25 protein-coding genes and 3 tRNA genes are annotated in these 20,877 nt (G+C 31.8%); 13 read left to right on the top strand and 15 right to left on the bottom strand.

Going from position 1 to position 20,877, the window contains the following annotated elements; genetic code table 11:
• Positions 1-63 precede the first annotated feature (63 nt).
• From PTA89_RS06470 to PTA89_RS06450, 5 genes are all read left to right on the top strand, one after another.
• Positions 64-1,533, top strand: a complete 1,470-nt coding sequence (locus PTA89_RS06470; RefSeq protein WP_003700706.1) for a peptide MFS transporter — start codon at positions 64-66, stop codon at positions 1,531-1,533.
• A gap of 150 nt (positions 1,534-1,683) precedes the next feature.
• Positions 1,684-1,769, top strand: a tRNA-Tyr gene (locus PTA89_RS06465).
• Between the two features lie 3 nt (positions 1,770-1,772).
• Positions 1,773-1,844 (top strand) — tRNA-Gln (locus PTA89_RS06460).
• Between the two features lie 79 nt (positions 1,845-1,923).
• On the top strand, positions 1,924-2,718 hold the full coding sequence (proC, locus tag PTA89_RS06455) for a pyrroline-5-carboxylate reductase (RefSeq protein ID WP_011476242.1): 795 nt from the start codon (positions 1,924-1,926) through the stop codon (positions 2,716-2,718).
• A gap of 15 nt (positions 2,719-2,733) precedes the next feature.
• Complete coding sequence (locus PTA89_RS06450) at positions 2,734-3,432, top strand: GntR family transcriptional regulator (RefSeq protein ID WP_003702624.1); 699 nt, start codon at positions 2,734-2,736, stop codon at positions 3,430-3,432.
• Positions 3,433-3,504: 72 nt separating this feature from the next.
• Here the strand turns inward: PTA89_RS06450 and PTA89_RS06445 are convergent, their stop codons facing one another.
• The gene (locus tag PTA89_RS06445) at positions 3,505-4,239 is read right to left on the bottom strand and encodes a WecB/TagA/CpsF family glycosyltransferase (RefSeq protein ID WP_003702613.1); all 735 of its coding nucleotides are present in this window, start codon (positions 4,237-4,239) and stop codon (positions 3,505-3,507) included.
• A gap of 151 nt (positions 4,240-4,390) precedes the next feature.
• On the opposite strand from PTA89_RS06445, the gene PTA89_RS06440 reads away from it, so the two are divergent.
• The 8 genes from PTA89_RS06440 to PTA89_RS06405 all read left to right on the top strand — a co-directional run bounded on the left by PTA89_RS06440 (position 4,391) and on the right by PTA89_RS06405 (position 12,277).
• The gene (locus PTA89_RS06440) at positions 4,391-5,857 is read left to right on the top strand and encodes a nicotinate phosphoribosyltransferase (RefSeq protein ID WP_011476240.1); all 1,467 of its coding nucleotides are present in this window, start codon (positions 4,391-4,393) and stop codon (positions 5,855-5,857) included.
• Positions 5,858-5,876: 19 nt separating this feature from the next.
• Entirely contained in the window at positions 5,877-6,704 is an 828-nt protein-coding gene (nadE, locus tag PTA89_RS06435) for an ammonia-dependent NAD(+) synthetase (protein ID WP_011476239.1), read from the top strand.
• Positions 6,705-6,773: 69 nt separating this feature from the next.
• Positions 6,774-8,945: a Tex family protein gene (locus PTA89_RS06430; protein WP_324177076.1), complete on the top strand. Its 2,172-nt coding sequence runs from the start codon at positions 6,774-6,776 to the stop codon at positions 8,943-8,945.
• Positions 8,938-9,375, top strand: a complete 438-nt coding sequence (locus PTA89_RS06425; protein WP_324177075.1) for a SprT family protein — start codon at positions 8,938-8,940, stop codon at positions 9,373-9,375. The genes PTA89_RS06430 and PTA89_RS06425 overlap by 8 nt, the downstream gene beginning before the upstream one ends.
• 46 nt (positions 9,376-9,421) lie before the next feature.
• Positions 9,422-9,507: transfer RNA gene (locus PTA89_RS06420), tRNA-Leu, on the top strand.
• A gap of 90 nt (positions 9,508-9,597) precedes the next feature.
• On the top strand, positions 9,598-10,578 hold the full coding sequence (locus PTA89_RS06415) for a beta-ketoacyl-ACP synthase III (protein ID WP_324177074.1): 981 nt from the start codon (positions 9,598-9,600) through the stop codon (positions 10,576-10,578).
• Positions 10,579-10,636: 58 nt separating this feature from the next.
• Complete coding sequence (locus tag PTA89_RS06410) at positions 10,637-11,581, top strand: AEC family transporter (RefSeq protein ID WP_003700695.1); 945 nt, start codon at positions 10,637-10,639, stop codon at positions 11,579-11,581.
• 21 nt (positions 11,582-11,602) lie between these two features.
• On the top strand, positions 11,603-12,277 hold the full coding sequence (locus PTA89_RS06405) for a 2,3-bisphosphoglycerate-dependent phosphoglycerate mutase (protein WP_099459683.1): 675 nt from the start codon (positions 11,603-11,605) through the stop codon (positions 12,275-12,277).
• 169 nt (positions 12,278-12,446) lie between these two features.
• On the opposite strand, the gene PTA89_RS06400 is transcribed toward PTA89_RS06405, so the two are convergent.
• The 14 genes from PTA89_RS06400 to PTA89_RS06335 all read right to left on the bottom strand — a co-directional run bounded on the left by PTA89_RS06400 (position 12,447) and on the right by PTA89_RS06335 (position 20,788).
• Positions 12,447-12,800, bottom strand: coding sequence for a bacteriocin immunity protein (locus PTA89_RS06400; protein ID WP_003710547.1), 354 nt, complete (start codon positions 12,798-12,800; stop codon positions 12,447-12,449).
• Between the two features lie 209 nt (positions 12,801-13,009).
• Complete coding sequence (locus PTA89_RS06395; RefSeq protein WP_324177073.1) at positions 13,010-14,344, bottom strand: C1 family peptidase; 1,335 nt, start codon at positions 14,342-14,344, stop codon at positions 13,010-13,012.
• An 87-nt stretch (positions 14,345-14,431) separates the two neighbouring features.
• Complete coding sequence (locus PTA89_RS06390; protein WP_003702618.1) at positions 14,432-14,710, bottom strand: GNAT family N-acetyltransferase; 279 nt, start codon at positions 14,708-14,710, stop codon at positions 14,432-14,434.
• Positions 14,711-16,041: 1,331 nt separating this feature from the next.
• Positions 16,042-16,476: an ArpU family phage packaging/lysis transcriptional regulator gene (locus PTA89_RS06385; protein ID WP_324177072.1), complete on the bottom strand. Its 435-nt coding sequence runs from the start codon at positions 16,474-16,476 to the stop codon at positions 16,042-16,044.
• A 575-nt stretch (positions 16,477-17,051) separates the two neighbouring features.
• Positions 17,052-17,441, bottom strand: coding sequence for a hypothetical protein (locus tag PTA89_RS06380; RefSeq protein ID WP_324177071.1), 390 nt, complete (start codon positions 17,439-17,441; stop codon positions 17,052-17,054).
• Between the two features lie 100 nt (positions 17,442-17,541).
• Positions 17,542-18,003: a hypothetical protein gene (locus tag PTA89_RS06375; RefSeq protein WP_324177070.1), complete on the bottom strand. Its 462-nt coding sequence runs from the start codon at positions 18,001-18,003 to the stop codon at positions 17,542-17,544.
• Positions 18,004-18,303: 300 nt separating this feature from the next.
• Positions 18,304-18,639 (bottom strand): hypothetical protein, encoded by a 336-nt coding sequence (locus tag PTA89_RS06370; RefSeq protein WP_225415301.1) that lies wholly within the window; start codon positions 18,637-18,639, stop codon positions 18,304-18,306.
• Positions 18,639-18,842, bottom strand: coding sequence for a hypothetical protein (locus PTA89_RS06365; protein ID WP_113895761.1), 204 nt, complete (start codon positions 18,840-18,842; stop codon positions 18,639-18,641). Before PTA89_RS06365 ends, PTA89_RS06370 begins: the two co-directional genes overlap by 1 nt.
• Before the next feature lie 15 nt (positions 18,843-18,857).
• Positions 18,858-19,187 carry a hypothetical protein gene (locus PTA89_RS06360; protein WP_113895760.1) on the bottom strand — a complete coding sequence of 110 codons (330 nt, stop codon included), beginning with the start codon at positions 19,185-19,187 and terminating at the stop codon, positions 18,858-18,860.
• A 127-nt stretch (positions 19,188-19,314) separates the two neighbouring features.
• Positions 19,315-19,722: a hypothetical protein gene (locus PTA89_RS06355; protein WP_324177069.1), complete on the bottom strand. Its 408-nt coding sequence runs from the start codon at positions 19,720-19,722 to the stop codon at positions 19,315-19,317.
• A gap of 13 nt (positions 19,723-19,735) precedes the next feature.
• Positions 19,736-19,918 carry a hypothetical protein gene (locus tag PTA89_RS06350; protein WP_087250859.1) on the bottom strand — a complete coding sequence of 61 codons (183 nt, stop codon included), beginning with the start codon at positions 19,916-19,918 and terminating at the stop codon, positions 19,736-19,738.
• Positions 19,896-20,201, bottom strand: coding sequence for a hypothetical protein (locus PTA89_RS06345; RefSeq protein ID WP_324177068.1), 306 nt, complete (start codon positions 20,199-20,201; stop codon positions 19,896-19,898). Before PTA89_RS06345 ends, PTA89_RS06350 begins: the two co-directional genes overlap by 23 nt.
• The gene (locus tag PTA89_RS06340; RefSeq protein ID WP_324177067.1) at positions 20,201-20,578 is read right to left on the bottom strand and encodes a Rha family transcriptional regulator; all 378 of its coding nucleotides are present in this window, start codon (positions 20,576-20,578) and stop codon (positions 20,201-20,203) included. The genes PTA89_RS06345 and PTA89_RS06340 overlap by 1 nt, the downstream gene beginning before the upstream one ends.
• Positions 20,579-20,590: 12 nt before the next feature.
• A complete protein-coding gene (locus PTA89_RS06335) occupies positions 20,591-20,788 on the bottom strand; it encodes a helix-turn-helix domain-containing protein (protein WP_223686847.1) in 198 nt (65 codons plus the stop codon).
• Positions 20,789-20,877 lie beyond the last annotated feature (89 nt).

Genomic DNA, 20,877 nt, shown 5'->3' with positions numbered 1-20,877 from the left:
TTATAAAAAAGACAAAGTGATGTATAAAAAATTACATCACTTAAGTTTGGAGGAATTTAATTTATGAATTCAGAATCAATGGACAAAGCTTTCTTTGGTCATCCTCGTGGATTATCAACTTTGTTCTTTACTGAAATGTGGGAACGGTTTAGTTACTATGGTATGCGTGCCATTTTACTATTCTATATGTACTATTCCGTATCCGATGGTGGTCTAGGAATTGATAAGACCACAGCTGCTTCTATCATGGCTATATATGGATCGCTTGTATACTTATCTAGTGTTATTGGTGGTTTCATAAGTGATAGAATTTTAGGAAGTCGCCGTACAGTATTTATCGGTGGTGTATTAATAATGCTAGGTCATATTGCATTATCAACACCATATGGTAAGGGAGCTTTGCTCTTATCAATTATCTTGATTGTTTTGGGTACTGGCTTATTAAAACCTAATGTATCAGAAATGGTTGGTAGTTTGTATTCTTCAAATGACCCTCGTAGAGATGCTGGGTTTAATATTTTTGTTTTTGGTATTAACGTTGGTGCCTTGGTTTCACCAATTGTTGTTGGGCAATTAGGATTTAACGTTAACTTCCATTTAGGTTTTTCTTTAGCAGCTATTGGTATGTTCTTTGGTTTATTACAATATTGGTTAGATGGTAGAAAATACTTATCGAAAGATAGTTTATATCCTACAGATCCAATTGAATCTGATGAATTAAAAGGTTTACTTACAAAAACAGTTATTGGTATTGCTGCAATTGCATTAATATTAATAATTATGAATTTATTGAATGCACTAAATATTACTAATATTATCAATTTAATTTCTATTATTGCTGTATTAATTCCAATTTACTATTTTGTGTTAATGCTAAGTAGTAGAAAAATAACTAAGGTAGAACGTTCACGTGTATTGGCATATATACCTTTATTCATTGCCTCAGTTTTATTCTGGTCAATTGAAGAACAAGGTTCAGTTGTTTTAGCTTTATTTGCTGGTGAACAAACAAGATTATCATTGTTTGGATTCCACTTTGCACCTAGTTTATTCCAAAGTATGAATCCATTATTCATTATCATCTACGTACCATTCTTTGCATGGTTATGGGTAAAATTAGGAAGCAAACAACCATCATCACCAATGAAATTCTCAATAGGTTTATTCTTCGCAGGGTTATCATTTATGTGGATGATGTTACCAGGAATGTTATTTGGAACTGATAAGTTAGTTAGCCCATTCTGGTTGATTATTAGTTGGGCTTTAGTAATCATTGGTGAAATGAATATCTCACCAATTGGATTATCAGTAACTACTAAATTGGCACCTAAAGCATTCCAATCACAAATGATGAGTATGTGGTTCTTAGGTGATGCTGCAGCACAAGCTATCAATGCACAAATAGTTAAATTGTATAGTCATGGTACAGAAGTTATGTATTATGGTGTAGTTGGTGCTATTACAATTGCATTTGGTATTATTTTGTTATTCTTTGTACCTAAGATTGAAAAGTTAATGTCAGGTGTTTTATAAAATTAGTTTAGAAGAGTCTAGTAAATATGCTAGACTCTTTTTTACTGGAATAAAAAAATTATTATTTTTTTTGAATATTCTCTTGCTTTTTTATCAAAAAACATGTATGATAATTAAGTCGGATATGTGATGTACATATTCAAGAAATATGGAAGGGTAGCGAAGTCTGGCTAAACGCGGCGGACTGTAAATCCGCTCCTTCGGGTTCGGTGGTTCGAATCCACTCCCTTCCACCATATTGGGGTATAGCCAAGCGGTAAGGCAACGGGTTTTGATCCCGTGATGCGCTGGTTCGAATCCAGCTACCCCAATTCTAGCGCAGATCATGTTGATGATTTGCGTTTTTTTATTACATTTATTATTACTGTAAAGCAAAGGATGGTTGAGATTATGAAGATTGGTTTCATAGGTGTAGGAAATATGGCAAAAGCCATAATTGAAGGTCTAATGAGTAAGGGTGTAGAAGCAAAGAATATTTTTATTCATAGCGCACATAAATCCAATTATGAAGTATATAGTCAAGAAACTGGAGTATCTGCTTGTGAAAGTAATAGTGAAGTTATTGAAAAATCAGATGTTGTTTTCTTAGCAGTAAAACCAATTGTAGTAGAAAAAGTTTTAAAAGAAGTAAAAGATTCAGTTCTAACTCACGATCCAGTCTTAGTATCTGTTGTAACAGGTGTATCTGTAGCTGAGTTAGAGGATATACTAGGAAGTAAAGATGTAAAAATAGTAAGAACAATGCCTAACGTTAATGTAGAGATAGGTGAAGGAATGACAGCTTTACATAAGAATGATAATGTAAGTGATGAAGATTACCAGCTTGTAAAAGAATTATTCGAAAAGATAGGTAAAGTTGCAGATATTGAAGAAAAAGACTTTAGTACATTTGTAGCTTTAGCTGGAAGTTCCCCAGCCTTCGTGTACTTCTTTATTGATAGTTTAGCACGATCAGGTGTTAAATATGGATTAAATAAGCAAAAAGCAACTCAAATAGCTGCACAAGCCGTTTTAGGAAGTGCATTAAAAGTGTTGAAATCAGATAAAACACCATGGGAATTAGTAGATGATGTTTCCTCTCCTGGTGGAACAACAGTAGCTGGATTATTAGCAATGGAAGAAGCAGGTTTTATGACTTCTATTGTTAAAGGAGTAGATGCAACAATTTCAAAAGATAAGGGATAGAGAGGGGGATATAAGATGGTATCACCTGTTTATATACAGATTCATAATCAAATAAAAAAAGATATAGAAGCTGGTAAGTGGAAAATAGGAGAAAAGATTCCATCAGAAAGAGAACTAGCTGAAAATTTTTCTGTTAGTAGAATGACTTTACGTCAAGCTATTCAAACTTTAGTGGACGAAGGAATCCTTGAGAGAAAAATTGGCTCAGGAACTTTTGTAGCAAGAAAAAAAGTTCAGGAAAAAATGTCTGGAATTACGAGTTTTACAGAAATTACAGAAGCTCAAGGGAAAGTACCAACTAGTAAAACCGTCTCTTATTTAATTACTATTCCCTCACTAAGTGAAAGTGAAAAATTGAATTTAGATGATAATCAGAAAGTCTTAAGGATGGAAAGAATTAGATTTGCTGATGATGTGCCTATTTGTTTTGAAGTGGCCACAGTACCATTAGAATTGGTAAAGGATTATGACAAAACTCAGATTACTTCATCTTTATATAGAACTCTAGAAGAAAATGGGTTAATTATTGGTCATGCTCAACAAACGGTATCTGCTATGTTAGCTTCAGAAAGAATAGCGGACTTTTTACAATTAAAGAAAGGTGATGCTATTTTAAGGTTAAGACAAGTTTCTTTCTTACAAGATGGAAGTCCTTTTGAGTATGTACGTACCCAATATGCAGGTGATAGGTACGAATTTTATTTAGAAAAATAGTGTAGCAATAAAATAATGGCTTAGAATCAATGTTGTGAGTAACATGATTTTAAGCCATTTTTGTATACTAACTTATTTTTTTAAGAATTTTTCTCTGTATATGAGTAACATGTATTTAGGTAGAGCCATCATTCTAATTATTCGTTGAGGTTCTTGAAGAAGACGATAAAACCATTCTAAATGGTGTTTTTGCCAAAAAATTGGTGCACGTTTTGAGTATCCGGCTAGGACATCGAAACTACCACCGACTCCCATCCAAATAGAATCAGAAATATGGCGATACTTGTTAATAAAAAATTCTTGCTTAGGAAATCCTAGTGCTACAAAAATAATATCTGGGTTACTATTCTTTATTGTTTCGACAATATAGCTATCATCTTTAAAATAACCATCATTGATTCCAGCAATATGGATTCCTGGGTAAGTTTCCTTAATTTTTGAAGATAATGTCTGTGCAACTTCAGGTTTAGCACCTAAAAAATAAATTTTCATATGTTCTTGATTTGCCCAAGAAAGTAGTGAAAGCATAGTATCATAACCTGTAACTCTTTCAGGAAGAGGCTTTTTAAGAATTTTAGCCCCTTTAATAATTCCAATGCCATCAGCAACAACATAGTCTGCAGAATTTATAATACTAGCATATTCTTTATCTTTTCTAGCAGCAAGTACAATCTCAGGATTAGCAGTAACTACAAAACGATTCAAGTGAAGATTAGAGTCAGTTTTTAATTGATCTACAAACTGCTTGTTAGTTATTGACAGAAAATTAATTCCTAAGATATTTACGAGTTTTGATTTATTAAACATAGAATCCTCTTTCAAATAGAATTTAAATTAATTATACAATATTTTTAGACGATATTTACTAAAAGTGATAAAATAAAAGTTAAATTAGTAATTCGTACATTTTGTATGAAAATATAACCCAGTTCATAGTAACTGAGGAGGACATAGAGTTATGAAAAAAACATTACCAGATGATAGTTATACTTTACATACTGATTTGTATCAATTAAATATGATTGAGACATATTGGAGAAAGGGTATTGACCAGAAAAAAGCAATTTTTGAAGTTTTCTTTAGAGATTTGCCTTTTGATAATGGTTATGCTATTTTTGCTGGTTTGGAACGACTTGTTTCCTATATCAATAAGTTGAAATTTACTGAGACAGATTTGGAATACTTACGGGATGAAGTTGGTTACAAAGATGATTTTATTGATTATCTTAGAAATTTCAAATTTACTGCTACAATTCGTTCTGTTGTTGAAGGAGAAGTCGTTTTTAACAAAGAACCATTAATTCAAGTTGAGGGTCCTTTGGTAGATTGTCAGTTAGTTGAGACTGCTATTTTAAATATTGTAAATTATCAAACTTTGATAGCAACTAAAGCTGCTAGAATTCGTTCTGTTGTTGGAAATGATGCTTTAATGGAATTTGGTACTAGACGTGCTCAAGAACTAGATGCAGCCATCTGGGGAACAAGAGCAGCTTATATTGGTGGTTTTGATGCTACAAGTAATGTACGTGCAGGAAAGATTTTTGGTATTCCTGCTAGTGGTACCCATGCTCATGCACTCGTACAAGCATATCGTAATGATTATGAAGCATTTAAAGCATATGCAACTACACATAAAGATTGTGTATTCTTAGTAGATACATATGATACATTGAAGAGTGGTGTTCCAAATGCTATCAGAGTCGCTAAAGAAATGGGCGATAAGATTAATTTCTTAGGTGTAAGAATAGACTCTGGTGACATGGCTTATATATCTAAACGTGTGCGCGAACAATTAGATGAAGCAGGATTTAAAGATGCTAAAATATATGCTTCAAATGACCTAGATGAAAAAACAATCATGAACTTGAAAATGCAAGGTGCTAAGATTAGTGTTTGGGGTGTAGGTACTAAGTTAATAACAGCTTATGACCAACCAGCCTTAGGTGCGGTATATAAGATGGTAGCCATTGAAGATGAAAATGGTGAAATGGAAGATACTATTAAGATTTCAAGTAATGCTAGCAAGGTTTCTACACCTGGTCGTAAGCAAGTATGGAGAATTAATAAGAAGGCTGATGGAAAGTCTGAAGGAGATTACGTTGCTTTATGGTATGAAGATCCACGTAATGAAGAAGAATTATACATGTTCCATCCTCAATATACTTATATTAACAAGAAAGTCAAAGATTTTACTGCAAGACCTTTATTAAAAGATATTTTTGTTGATGGTGAACAAGTATATGACTTACCATCCTTGAATGAAATTAAACAATATGCCCATGAAAGATTGGATAGTTTGTGGGAAGAATATCGTCGAGAATTGAATCCACAAGAATATCCTGTTGATTTATCTAAAGATTGTTATGATAATAAGATGAAGATAATCCATGATATTCATGAAAAAATTAATAGTGGTAAAATTTAAAAGAGAAGAAGGTTTAATTATGCGCCCTTTACAAGAGAGAATTATCAATGAATTGAAAGTAAAGCCAGAAATTAATGCGGAAGAAGAAATTCGTCGTTCAGTAGATTTTCTAAAAGATTATTTGAAAAAACATCCATTTCTAAAAGCATTAGTGTTGGGAATATCTGGTGGACAAGATTCTACCCTAGCTGGAAAGTTATCTCAAATGGCGATTTCTGAATTGCGTGAAGAAACAGGCGACGATGCTTATCAATTTATTGCTGTACGATTACCTTATGGAGATCAAGCTGATGAACAAGATGCTATGGATGCAATTGAATTTATGCAAGCTGATAAGACTGTTAGAGTAAATATAAAACAAGCAGCTGATGCAATGGTTCAAAGTATCGAAGAAAATGGACTTGAAATTAGTGACTTTAATAAGGGTAATATTAAGGCACGTGAAAGAATGATTGCTCAATATGGAATTGCTGGTGCTGTTTCAGGAGCAGTGGTAGGTACAGATCATGCAGCTGAAGCAATTACAGGTTTCTATACCAAGTATGGTGATGGTGGTGCAGACATTACTCCACTTTGGCGTTTAGATAAACGTCAGGGAAGAGCGATGTTAGAATTATTGAATGCACCTGAACATTTATACAAGAAAGTTCCAACTGCTGATTTGGAAGAAGATAGACCAGCCTTACCTGATGAAGTTGCCTTAGGTGTTACTTATAACGATATTGATGATTATCTAGAAGGTAAAGAAGTAGCTGATAATGTAGCAGAAAAAATTGAAAATTGGTTCTTAAAAACAGAACATAAACGTCATATGCCAATTAATGTATACGATACATTTTGGAAATAGATGTTTTTTAAAAGTTAGGTAAGTTCTAAGACAAGCCTAACTTTTTTATTATGAGAAAGGAAAGTATCGATGGATAAAAAAGTTTTAAAATTAACTAATGCTGAATTAAAGTATAATCCTAAAAAAATAGAAAAAGTAATTGAATTGCTAGAAGAAGGAAATACTATTCCTTTTATAGCTAGATATAGAAAAGAACTAACTGGAAGTTTAGATGAAGTCCAATTAAGAGAAATCCAAGTAACTTATCAAAGAAATGAAAAGATAGAAACACGTAAGAGTGAAGTTCTTAAGAAAATTTCAGAACAGAATAAACTTACAGAAGATATAAGAAATAAAATAAATAATGCAAGTACTCTTCAAGAGGTCGAAGATATTTATTTACCTTATAAGAAGAAAAGAAAAACTAAAGCACAAAAGGCAGTTGCAAATGGATTAGAACCATTAGCTAAGTGGTTATTGAGAGTAAATAGCGATGCGCCAATGGTAGAAGCTAAGAAGTATCTTAATAAAGAAGTACCTGATGAAGAAGTTGCCTTAAATGGTGCTGTTGATATTTTAGCAGAAGCATTTGGTGAAGAAGCACAATTAAGAGATTGGGTGCGAAAGCAAATGTCTAGAAAAGGAGTATTAATTGCTAAGGAAAAAGATAGTAAGAAAGATGAAAATGGTACCTATGAAGATTACTATGATTTCGAACAAGTAGTGTCTAAATTAACATCATATCGAATTCTAGCAATTAACCGCGGTGAAAAAGAAGGAATTTTACGAGTAAAAATAAGTACAGATGACGATTATGCGCTAAGATATTTACATTCTAGAATAATTGGTAGTAAGAAAAGTACAAGTAATGACTATGTAGAAATGGCATATACTGAAGCGTATAAAAAATTTATCAAACCTGCCATTGAAAGAGAGCTTCGAGCAACTTTAACTGAAAAAGCTGAAAATGAGGCTATTAAAGTTTTTGGTGAGAATTTGTACAATTTATTAATGCAAGCTCCTTTGAAAAATAAAATTATTTTAGGAATGGATCCAGCATTTAGAACTGGTTGTAAATTAGCGATTATTGATGAGACTGGGAAATTTTTAGTTAAAGATGTGATTTATCCACATGAAAAGCATAAAGGCGAGAAACCAAATCCTGAATTAAGAAAAGAAGCTGCTGAAAAATTAGAGACATTGATAAATAGATATAATGTTGACATGATAGCAATTGGGAATGGTACAGCAAGTCGAGAATCAGAAAAATTTGTAGCAGAAGTTTTAAAGAAGATAGATAAAGAAGTATATTACGTAATTGTAAATGAATCAGGAGCTTCTGTATATTCAGCAAGTGAAATAGCAAGAGATGAATTCCCGAATTTTAACGTAGAAGAACGTTCGGCTGTAAGTATAGCTCGAAGATTGCAAGATCCTTTAGCAGAATTAATAAAGATTAATCCTGAATCAATTGGTGTGGGACAATACCAGCATGATTTACCACAAAAGCAACTAGATAGCGAAGTTGAAGCGACTGTTGAAACTGCAGTTAATAAAGTTGGTGTGAATTTGAATACAGCTAGTATCCAATTACTAACCTATATTTCTGGATTGAATAAAACAACAGCTCAAAATATTATTCTTTATCGTGAAGAAAATGGAAAATTTCAAAATCGAAAAGAGTTAAAAAAGGTTCCTAGATTAGGTCCTAAAGCTTATGAGCAGGCGGCAGGCTTTTTAAGGATTATTGATGGGAATGAGTCTCTAGATAATACAGATATACATCCAGAAAGTTACACGCTAGCAGAAAAATTGATAAAGGATCTAGGTATTACTAAAGAAGATATGGGTACTAACACTATAAACGATAAGTTAGCGAAATTTAATGTTGAAAGATATGCAATAGATAATGAATTAGAAGTAATAACTGTTAAAGATATTGTAAAAAGTTTGATGAAACCAGGGCGCGATGGTCGAGAAAGTATGCCAATGCCTTTATTGAAATCAGATATTTTAAAAATAGAAGATTTAAAAGCAGGAATGCAACTAGAGGGTACGGTAAGAAATGTTGTTGATTTTGGAGCATTTGTTGATATTGGTGTAAAACAAGATGGACTAGTGCATTTATCAAAACTAAGTAAGAAATATGTTTCTAATCCACGAGATGTAGTTGCGGTAGGACAGATAGTTACTGTTTGGGTTGAAGATGTTGATCTAAATAGAAAGAGAATTCAATTAACAATGGTAAATCCAAATGAATAATAGAGAACTATTAGAACTAACTCGAAAAATTTCTAATTCTTATTTTAATAGAGAATTTAAGCACGAAATAAAGTTTAATAGTAGGTTGAGGACAACTGGGGGACGGTATTTTTTAAGTAATCATAATATAGATATTAATCCTAGGATGTTAACAGAATGTGATATGGATACTTTGATAGGTGTCATTAAACACGAACTATGCCATTATCATCTCCATATTAATGGTTATGGGCATCAGCATAGGGATAAAGATTTTAAAATATTATTGAAAAAAGTTGGAGGTTTAAGATATGCTCCAACTTTAAAGGCAAGCTATAAAGATATTTATGTTTGCCAAAATTGTGGAAAAAAGTATTATCGACAAAGAAAAATAAATACTAGCAAATATGTATGTTCTCATTGTCACGGGAAATTAAAATTAATTGAATAAGCACTTGCTAAATAGGGTTAAACTTGATATAATTATCTCTGTTGTCGCGGGTATGGCGGAATTGGCAGACGCGTCAGACTAAGGATCTGGTGGGCATTATTGCCCGTGATGGTTCGAATCCATTTACCCGCATACAGAGGTGAGCATAGGAGTCTATATTGGCTACTATGCTTTTTTATTTTATAATATATTTTGATGACTAAAAATAAAGTGAGGTTCTTTATGAATAAGGGAATAAAAATGGTATCTATAGCAGGTTACCTACCTGATAATGTTGTGACAAATGATGACTTGAGCAAAATTATGGAAACATCTGATGAGTGGATTCAAAGTCATACAGGTATTAAGCAAAGGTACTATGCTTTTAATGAAAATACGTCAGATTTAGCTACTGAAGTAGGAAAAAAACTTCTAGAAAGAGCAAATCTTAAGCCAGAGGACATAGATTTGTTAATTGTATCAACTATCTCTCCAGATGCAATTACACCATCTACAGCAGCTATTGTAGAGAAGAAGTTAAATTTAAAGTCAGCTTTTGCCTTTGATATTTCTGCAGCTTGTGCTGGGTTTATCTATGCTTTAAGTACAGCCCATAAATTTTTAGTTTCAGGTTTATATCGTCGAGCAATGGTAATTAGTGCTGAAACAAATTCTAAAATGATGGATTTTAAGGATAGAACATCAGCTGTTTTCTTTGGCGATGGTGCTGCTGGAATGATTGTAGAGGCGACTGATGATGAAAAAGAAAACATTTATTTATCTGAGAAATTGGTTACGGTAGGAAATGAGGAAGTTATTCATAGTGGTAGAATTACTCCTCTTAAGGAAATATCTAGTGATAATTATCCAAGTATGGACGCTTTTTATCAGAATGGAAGAGAAGTTTATAATTTTGTAACAACAGATATAGTTAAGCATATTAAGGAGTTTTTAGAGACAAATAAAGTGAACTCCAAAGATTTATCGTATGTTGTAACTCATCAGGCTAATTTACGATTGATAGAAATTATATCAAAAGAGATTGAAGTTCCTCTAAATAGGGTGGCGACTGATGTTAAGGAATGTGGTAATACTTCTTCTGTTGGAATACCATTAGCCTTGGCTAGAAAGTTTGAAGATGAAAATATAACAGGTAAAGTTCTATTAACAGGTTTTGGTGCTGGTTTAGCTTATGGATCTATTCTTTTAGAATTTGGTGAATAATTGATGATAATTGTATGTTATACTATTCATTAATTAAGGATAGAGAAAGAGTGATTAGATGGCAGTATTTTTCCAGAGTATCTCCGGTGTATTAGTAATCTTGGTAATGATTGCTGTGGGATATTTTTTAGAGCAAAAGGGATGGTTTGATGATAAATCAACCAAATTAATTGCTAAAATCGTTACCCAAGTATCATTACCTTGTTATATGTTGGGGACAATTGTTAGTAAATTTTCAGCTAAAGAATTATTACGAATGATACCTGATTTGAGATTCCCGGTAATTTCGATGTTAATTTTGATGGGAATTGCTTTTGCCGTTGTTCATATTTTTAAAATCCAGGATAAACATGCGGGTTTATTTACTTCAATGTTTTTTAACTCTAATACAGTTTTTGTAGGTTTACCGATTAATATGGCCTTATTTGGTAATAAAAGTATCCCCTATGTATTAATTTATTATATGGCTAATACAACATTTTTTTGGACAATTGGTACTTACTTAATCCAAAGAGATGGTGATAAGAAAACAGCTTTTGATTTAAAAAGAACATTAGGTAAAATATTTTCACCTCCATTGTTGGGATTTATAGTTGGGGTTATCTTTGTATTGTTAAAAGTGAAATTACCGACATTTGTTAACTCAGATTTATTATATCTAGGTAATTTGACAATACCATTGTCTATGATTTTTATTGGTATTTCAATTTCTAAAGCAGGACTTAATAGAATCTCTATTGGAAAAGATAATCTTTTGTTGTTATTAGGGAGATTTATTTTAGCTCCTCTAATGATGTACATACTAGTTACACCTACTAATATTCCTTTGTTAATGAAGCAAGTATTTATTTTACAAGCAGCGATGCCAGTTATGACGAATGCTCCTGTTGTAGCTAACTTATATGGAGCAGATTCGGAATATGCAGCTGTAATGGTTACAGAAACCACGTTAACATCATTAATTGTTGTTCCAATATTGATGGTAATAACGCAAAATATCTGATAGATAAGAGAGTGATGAATTTTGGTTAAGCTTGTATTGCTTAGACATGGGGAAAGTACGGCTAATGAGGCAAATATTTATACTGGTTGGTCAGATGTTCCATTGACAATTAAAGGTTGTGAACAAGCTAAAGTTGCAGGAAAAAAATTAAAAGAAGAAAATATTACTTTTACTAAAGCTCATACTTCTTTGTTAGAGAGAGCTATAAAAACGGGAATGATTGTATTAGATGAAATTAATCAGTCATGGATACCACTTGAAAAGACTTGGAGATTAAACGAACGTCATTATGGAGCATTGAGGGGATTAAATAAAGAATTTACAAAGCGTAAATATGGAAAACACCAAGTTGCTTTATGGAGACGATCGTTTGATACCGTTCCTCCTATGTTGGATGAAAGGATAGAAGAACCTAAATATAAGAAATATCCTTCTACAATTATTCCACGTGCAGAAAGTTTAAAGGATGCTTACAATCGAATACTACCATATTGGGTTGATGAGATAGCACCTGAGTTATTACATGGAAATAATCAAATTGTGATTGCTCATGGAAGTACGTTAAGAGCAATGATTAAATATATTGAAATTATTAGCGATGAAGGAATTGATGGCGTAGAAGTTGCTAATGCTGAACCAATTATTTATGAATTAGATAATAAACTTCGAGTAATCTCAAAGAAAATATTAAAATGAAAAATTAATGTGAATATTGAATATAGTTGACTAATTTTTTGTTGTTAGGAAAAAAGCTCTATGAGGAACTAGTAGTTTTCATAGAGCTTTTTATACTTAGAAATACAAAAAGACAACTTCATTAGAATATGAAGTTGCCCTAGTATTAACGATAATTAAAATTCTTCAATTAATGACGAGGAATTTCTTCGAAAATGCTATAGAATTGAGATTTAGCAGAGTAGTCAGCCATATAGACACCATTTAAACCAGCTCTTTGTCCCAAGACGCCAATATCAGCAATTAATTTTTCTTCATTAGTTGGAAAGTGAATTCGTCCAGCTAAAGCTACACTACGAATGTAATTAACCAATCGATTAAGTAATGCTTCAGGATTTTTAGTTTCAGGTAATTTACGATAAACTTGTGCTAAAACATCAATAATATCTAACAATTCAGATTGTTTTTTTTCATAATTATTGAGTATCCCTAATAATTCTTTGATATCAGTTTGTGCTTGATTAATAAGTTTTGTTCTTTCCATAATTATACTATACCTTGTTTGCAGTGAAATAGCAGTTGCTGTATTTAATCTACAGCCTTTATGTTTGTATGTGATATTATTGCTAAATCACTTTTATTTATCTCTATATTAATGATAAGAGATAGAATTAAAAATATGTAATAAGGTGATTAAAAAGCAATCACCTTAGTTGTTGTCAAATAATTTCTTAAATGACTATTTAAGTTAAACTAAGCTAATGAACCCATTGGATCCCATGGAGCTAAGACTTTAGGTTCTTCAGTAAGAACTTTTTGTAATTCTTCAGGTAAGAATTTCTTGTTTACAACAACTTGATAACAATATTCTTCCATCCAGTTATTACTCATAACGAAGAATCCTTTAGTACCAACTTTATCTCCCCATGAGTTTTCAACTTTCCATTTAGTTGGAGTGCCATTAACTAGATCTACACCAGTTAATACCATAGCGTGAGTCATTAAACTTTCACTATAATCTAAGCGTTCAGCTTTAGACATTGAAAAGTCAACATCGAATAGTTCATCTTTGTGATACAATTCAGTATCCATGATACCTTTCTTACGATCAGATTCTTGACCAACATCACAACCAAACCAAACACTTTCACCAGATTCAAGTTGCTTAATTGCTACTTGACGGAAGGTGTTCATATCAACGTTTAAATGTCTTACTTCACGTTCGCCTAGGACATTACCAAGCATTTCGATAGTGTACATATGATTATATGGCTTGTCATCAGTAGGTGCGTTAATAATTGATACATAGTCGTCAAGATTCCAATTTACGTATTTTTCAAAGAAAGTTTGAGGAGTTAAATCTTGATCGATATGATAGTTATTATCAGAATCACGATATTCAAAGTCAAAATTAACAGGTGGTTCACCCAATGTATAAACTAAGATACGATAAATTTCAGCAAGTTTCTTTTCCTTGAAAGAAGCGACTTCTTCAAAACTAGCGTTACTATTAACTAATTCACGTAAATCAACAGCATCCTTACGCAATTTTAGATTAAGAGTAGAATTTAATTCATTTGATTTTGAAGAATTATAACTTTCAGGCATTACACTCTTAGGAACTACACCATATTTTCTGATAATTGCAGTAATCATATCCCATTGACCACCATCTTGTTGAGGTGTTGTCATTAACCAAGATACTTTACGATCAGAAGTTGGAAGAGAAGCTGTTTTAATAACATTTTCATAGAAATAATTGGATTTTTCTAGCTTATCCCAGAAAAATGTATAACTTTGAGATAGTTCAAAGTCCTTAGCTACACCAAAACGATTCTTTAAATCATGGCGCATAGTATTAAGAGCAGCAAACATCCAGCAACGGCCAGATTGTTTTTGGTTTGCTACATCTCCTGTATCAAGATCAATTGAAAAGACAGGATCCATATTAACTTCAGAGTGGAAATCAGCACTTGTAGCTAAAATTCCATTTTTAGAAACTGCACGTTCTAAAACTCTGGATTTTGGATCATCTTCAATTAATTGATGAAATTTTGATAATTGTTCACTGCTAATTGCTTCAGACACAGTGATCACCCTCCTTAAGATAAGTTAATTTAATTGTAAGACAGTTTAGCTAAAAGATAAATAATAATGTTAGAAAAAATTAGAAAATTATTTTTTAGCTAATAAATCTGCATACTCAGGATGTTTTTGCATAAATTTATTAGTGTATGTGCAAAGTGGTAATAATTTTTTACCTTCTTCTTGGACTCTTGTAATAAATGTAGTGGTAATTTTACCTGCAATTCCTTGACCTCTGTAAGCATCGCTAACCCATGTTCGTTCAACAACGTATGTGTTGCCATCATCAATAGTTGAAAAACCAATTTCTGCGACTAGAGTATCACCATCATGAAGTGATAAAGTGTCATTATTCCATATATAGTTCATAAGAAACCCCTCCCAATGAAAGTATAGCACACGAAAAAATTTAAGATGGAATAAATTTATTAATTAAAATGAAATTTATTGTTAAATACGATAATTTTTAATAAATGACCTTAGCTAATATTTAATTTTAAGAATAGTTAAGAAAAGCCTATTAAATCAACATTCTTTGGATATTGATTATAGATATTTTTAAATGATTAAGGATAAAACAGACTGCATTACAGACTGTCAACAGACTATTATTAGACTGCAAATAGACTTAAAAAAGATACCCTACTCATACAAGAATAGACTTGTGTTATAATGGTATCAATGAGTATATATATTAGGTGTTGCATCGCTGCAGCTCCTTTTATTTTTAGTATGTTATAATGTCTAATGTTTAGTACTTTTATATATCAGTCTCTTAGCTCTTTGCCTTAGTGGCAAGGGGCTTTTTTGTTGTCTGAATAGGGGGTACTTTAGAGTACGGCTTTATTTTGAGCTTTCCTATTTTCTTATTGAGCTTAATTTTAAGGGTATTCCAAAAATGTCTTATCCTTGAGCTTGGTTTTAAGCTCTTATTCAAAAAAGATTAATAGCCTTTTTTAAGCCTGCCAAATCTGCCCTAGCAGTCTTTTAGGTTTTTCACTTTTTTGTGATAAACCCTTAGGGGCATCGCCTGCATGTAGTTGTGGCATGTACTCTTAATATATAGCAAGTAAAAGCCCTGTATTGTAAACTTTTGTAAACTTGATTAATTCCATAAATGCTTGATGTATCAATGGATAATACTAAAAATCAAGGTTTACAATTTCTAAATCGTTCATAATTCCAATATATACTCCAGTCTTGGCGATGTCTTAACTGGATTACTTGAATTGACTCAATCAAATTACAACGATTTTATTTTTCATTGCATAAGTAAGGTTGTCTAACTTAAATAATGCTCTTGATTGCTTGTATTTGATAAAAAAACATGCAAATAACAACCTTAAATATATCTTGAGTGTAATTATACTGGATAGGGGTTAAATGTCTTAAAACGTGCTTATTGGCTCTTGCCATGTTAATTCTAAGCGTCTGTAAATCTAGTAAGCTATGTAATTGTATTAATGGATTAAATAAGGGCGTGTCTGATAACTCTATTTAGTCAATTCAGACAATAAAAAAACATACTACCAAGTAACAACTGTACTTTTACGTACACTGGTATAAGTTTACTTTTAAATCTATTACATGTATTATTGTATATGAATAAAGGGCAAACAGTTGCGACCTGTTTACCCTTGAGCGTGGATGTTTAAAACATTGTTATGATTGAGCTAACTTTTAACGGTTAGCTTTTTTTATTACTCCTTGTAAGATATTAAATCAATATCAGTAACCAATTTAAGAATACTAGCAAACTCACAACAAGCCTCATTGATTGAGTCATATATCCTTGTCTTTTCATAACTGGTTATTTCCATTATTTCCGTTACTTTTCTATGTTCTATTAGTCTGTACGTTAAGACTTGAGCTTTTAAAGGTTCAAGGCTATTGATACATTCATGAATTGCCTTAAGGTATTCTTTAGCCTGTAATTGTCTTACTCGTATAGTTTCTACACTGTTATTAGGCGATGTATTAACTTTAGTACTGCCATAATCTACTGCCTTAAGCGTGGATATGTTAGTTAGTGCCAATAGGCTATTATATTTAGTATCAAAGAATTTTTTGACGTTCTTAATTGTCTGTTTCTCGTCTACTTCTTTATTATCAAATAAAAAGTCTAGTGTTTCCATAAATCATCGCCCTTAGTAATTTTTTAATAGTTTGAATGTGCTGCAGCTCTTTTTTTAATTGTCGCTCTTGTCGCTTAGGTTACCTTTTGTAAAGTAACAAAATGACCTATGTTAGATTTTCCAATATAGGCTTTTAGCCTCTTGAGCGATGCAAAGTATCAAAATGATACAATGCAAAGTACAAAATGATACAACGTAACTTTAATAGGGTAGCTATAAAAACACTGATATATCAACATTTTAAGCACCTACCTATTAAAGTTACACTATTATATAATATATATACTATATAAATTGAACGTGCTACTAGTATATATAGGGTAGTAGTTATTAGTATTAGTAGTAAGCTGCAGGGGAGGGGTCTATTCTACTCTTCTCTAATCTTATCTACTCTAATCTATTCTATTCTGCGTATACAAGATGTTTCCATAATGTTTACAAGATGTATACAAGATGTTTCCAAGATGTTCACAAAAAACACTAAAAAATTCTATCTAGCATGATTTTGTAAACATTCCGTATACATTATTTTTACAACCTGTAAACATTCCGTATACAAGATGTTTCCAAATGAATTAATGTTTGTTTTGCTCCTGTTCTTCTGGCTCTCTTAATTCATATATTTTATTTTCGCTTTCTTCGTCATAAATAATGTTATTGTCTAAAAATTCCTTATAAATGCTTTCTTTGTATCTATCATTAGGTATCTTATTATTATTCAGTAGCCAATGTCTAATCAAATACACGCCATTATTAACCTTGATTAAGTAACCTAATGTAACCAATTCATTAATCACTGAAATGTTAATCCCTAGCATTCTACAAGTCATAAGGGCATTATTTACAAAGCCGTCATCATCAGCATTTAAATTAAGATGTAAATATAACGCTTGTGCATCTTTGCTTAGATTATAAAAATTGTCTGTTTCTATTACTTCTCTTGATAGCATTCTTTTTCTAGCCATTTAAATAGCCTCCTTAATTATTTTTAATATGTTTGAATGTAATTATATTGATTTTAGTTAAAACGCCTTACAAGCTAATTTATTAAGGTTAAAATGAACGTTACTTCTTGCATCGCCTCCAGTTAAATAATTGATTGATTTTGTATTTGAGCCGTACTTTAAAAGGGGGCTTGAATAATTTATTTTTACCCTTGATGTTTGCTTGTAATTTTCTAAATATTTGTATATCAAGGTCTGGATAGTTATTTCTTAAATCCTCATCGCTTACTTTATTCATTGTCTTAAGTATCTTGCTTGTTTCCTGCCATAAAATAATAAGGTTCTGTTTATGTAGGGCAAGTAGTTCATCGTATGAGATTGCATTCATATCGTGGATTTCTTTCAGTCTCTCAAGATGAAAATCATTTGTATCAGTCTTTTCTAATCTGTTTATTTGTTCTCTTAAGTCATCTATTTCTTTGCCTAAGTCTTTTAATGTTTCTACATTGTTATAGCAATAGTCAAAGTCCATAATGTAGTTATTAATATCTTTACTTAGTTCTAGTATTTCTTTTTCTTGCATCGCTGCAGCTCCTCTCTTAAAAAAAGAGTGTATTTAATTACACTCTGTTTAGGTTTATTCATGTATGTTATAATCAAAAAGCACAAATGAATTAATATTTGTTTGTAGTTATTTAAGGTATTTTATTCTTGAGCTTATTCAGTCTCTAGCTGCATAAGCTCTTTTTCTTTTGCTCTCAATCAAAAAAAGTACCGTCCTTAATTGCTCTAACTATTCCATGTAATGTATATCCAGTAACAACAGACAAAAATATCAATGTGATATATTGTATTAAATTAAGTGTATATATTGGCATTGCTTTTATTCCTCCTTGTTCCAGTTGGTAAAGTTTTCTTTTAGCTTGTTTACTCGTCTAAGTTCTTCTTTACCTTGTGCCAATATTGGCAAATAGATAGCTTTTAACTCTTCTTCTGTTTTGGCGATAAAATAGCCTGCGTTTTGTGTTCGTGTAGTTCCTGCAGGTATTCCATAATCAAAAACAAGCCTATTAATTCTATCTCTGATAGTTCTTTCATTTAGTCCTGTAGCTGCCTTTAGGTAAGATGTTCTAATTGGCTTTTCTAGGGTAGCATTTAATAATAAATTGTAAATAACAATTATATGTTTATCTGATGTAGGTATTCCGTTAATTGTCATCAGTCATCGCCTCCTTTTACTGTTTGAATTTCATCATCAATCTTTTCACTTAACAAAATAACGGCGTTAAATAATTTCGTTACTTCGTCTTTTTGTGGCATATTCATTGTTTTTTGGTCGAGTAAGCATAATTTTTCATTCAACAAGTCATTTAAGATGTTGATATTATTAATTGTGTTTTCTAATTGTTCTATTTCTTTCATGGTTTTAGTTCCTCTCTATCCTAAGTTTTCTCTTGATTTCATAAAATCTATATAACTTTGCTTTCCATATCTGACCGACCCTAAAGCATAGGATACTGGCAAGCCTTTAGCCCTTAGCTCGTTTACTGTTGCTACGCTTTCGCCTATCCATTGAGCAAAGTCCTTTTGCTTTAAGTAGGGGGCTTTCAAATTGTCATTTTCTATTTCTTCTTTTACGATTGCTCTAATTAAATCTTCACTAATGTTGGCACTTAATACCTGCTTTAGCTCCTCAAATTGAACGTCTGTAAGATATACCTTAATGAGTGGCATCGCTGCTTGTTGTGGCTCTTGTATTGCTTGCATCTTTATCGCTCCTTTATGAGTATATTTTTTATATCTGACAAATATGACTATGACTTTTTAGTACTGCAAAAACTGAATGTAATTCTGTTCTTGAATGAGTGGGGTATCAGTTTATTATTTTGATGTTTTAAAGTCTTTCGCTTATTTCAATATCTAAGTTAGATACTTCTTTATCTAATTGGTCAATTAAGTAATATGTTTTGGCGATGTCTCCAGTGAGTGCATCATCTTTATTTTCACTATCAATTTGCTTTAGGGTATCAGTTAAAAATGACTCTAATATTATGATTTTTTCTGTAAGTGTAGATAAGTCATCTATTAAAACATTGCCATTATTTTTTTCTTTTGCAGCTACGGCAATTACTTCTTCGCCTAACTTATCAATTAAGTACAACATTGTTTCAACGTCTTTAGAAAATGCTTTTTCTTTATCGTTAATACTGATATTCTCTACCGTGTTAAATAATAATCTCTGTAATGTCATAATATCCGTTCTGAAAAAGTCTAATGTATCTGTTAATTCAATATCTCTCATGTTTAGTACTCCTTTAATCTTTTGTTGTAATGTTTGCTGCTAATAAGCTAATATTCACGTCTAAATCGTCTATATCCTTGTTTAAAAGCTCGCTTAGCTCCTTAGGTAGTGAATTATATTGTTCTAGGTTACGAATGGTAATAGCTAAGCTAGTATAAGACTTAAATATCTCTTTAACTAATTGTGAGTTTGTCATCTTGCATCGCTCCTTGATATATGAATTTAATTTCTTTGCCTGTTAGTAGGGCTTTTATTAGTTGATAATCAAAATTAGCCTCAATATAGGCAATTACTTTTTGTTCCAGTTGCTTATATTTCTCTTGTTCCTGCGATGTTAGCAAGTCTAGGGCTACTTTTGCATCGCCTCGCTCTTTCTTAAGTGCGTTAATACTTAATCCAGTAGCACCCTTGATTAATAGTCTGTTGATGTTGCTATAAGCGTGTTTACTGGTATATTTCCACTTCTTAATGCAATCCATTAGAGTTTTTTAACTGGCTTTTCTATCGCTCTGTTAATGTTTCTCTTGGTTAGCTCGTCTCTCATCTCATAGAATTGTTTGACTAAGGCAACCTTAAATAATTCAACTTGTGGCGTATTATCCAAGAATGTAATTAATAAGGTCGCTTGTTGCTCGTTCAAGTGATAGATTTTTCTTGGTCTACCTCCTTTAGAATTTTTAGGGGGTTTAGCCATTTCAAATCGCAAAACCCCAAAACGTTCTAAATGTTCTTTGTTTCGGTTAATTAAATCAAGAATACTTTTTCTTTTTGTTCCTGTATTAGCTGCAATCACTTCTGGCGTCGTGTATGGTTCAGCCTTTAGAGTGTTATCTGTGTAAAATACTAGGTCTAGCATGCTTAAGCCTCCTTACTGTCTTTTTATTAATAAATCATTAGGCGTTACATTTAATTCAATACATAGTTTTTTTAAAGTATCAAAATTAATAGCCTTGCTTTTTTCATAATAAAGTTTAGTTAATGTACTTCTTGAAAGTCCTGTGTTTCTTGAAACTTCTGAAATACTTTTCTTTTGTCGCCCTAAAATCTCAGATAGATTATTATTCATCGTTATCACTCCTTAAAATATATTATGATACTTATTTTGTAGTTTATACACTACAAAATTACAACTATATTATATACATAATGATTGCA

This window comes from Ligilactobacillus salivarius (genome assembly GCF_035231985.1).
Lineage (GTDB): Bacteria > Bacillota > Bacilli > Lactobacillales > Lactobacillaceae > Ligilactobacillus > Ligilactobacillus salivarius.
The sequence above is the reverse complement of the archived record's forward strand: the minus strand, read 5'-3'. Positions and strand labels throughout refer to the sequence as shown.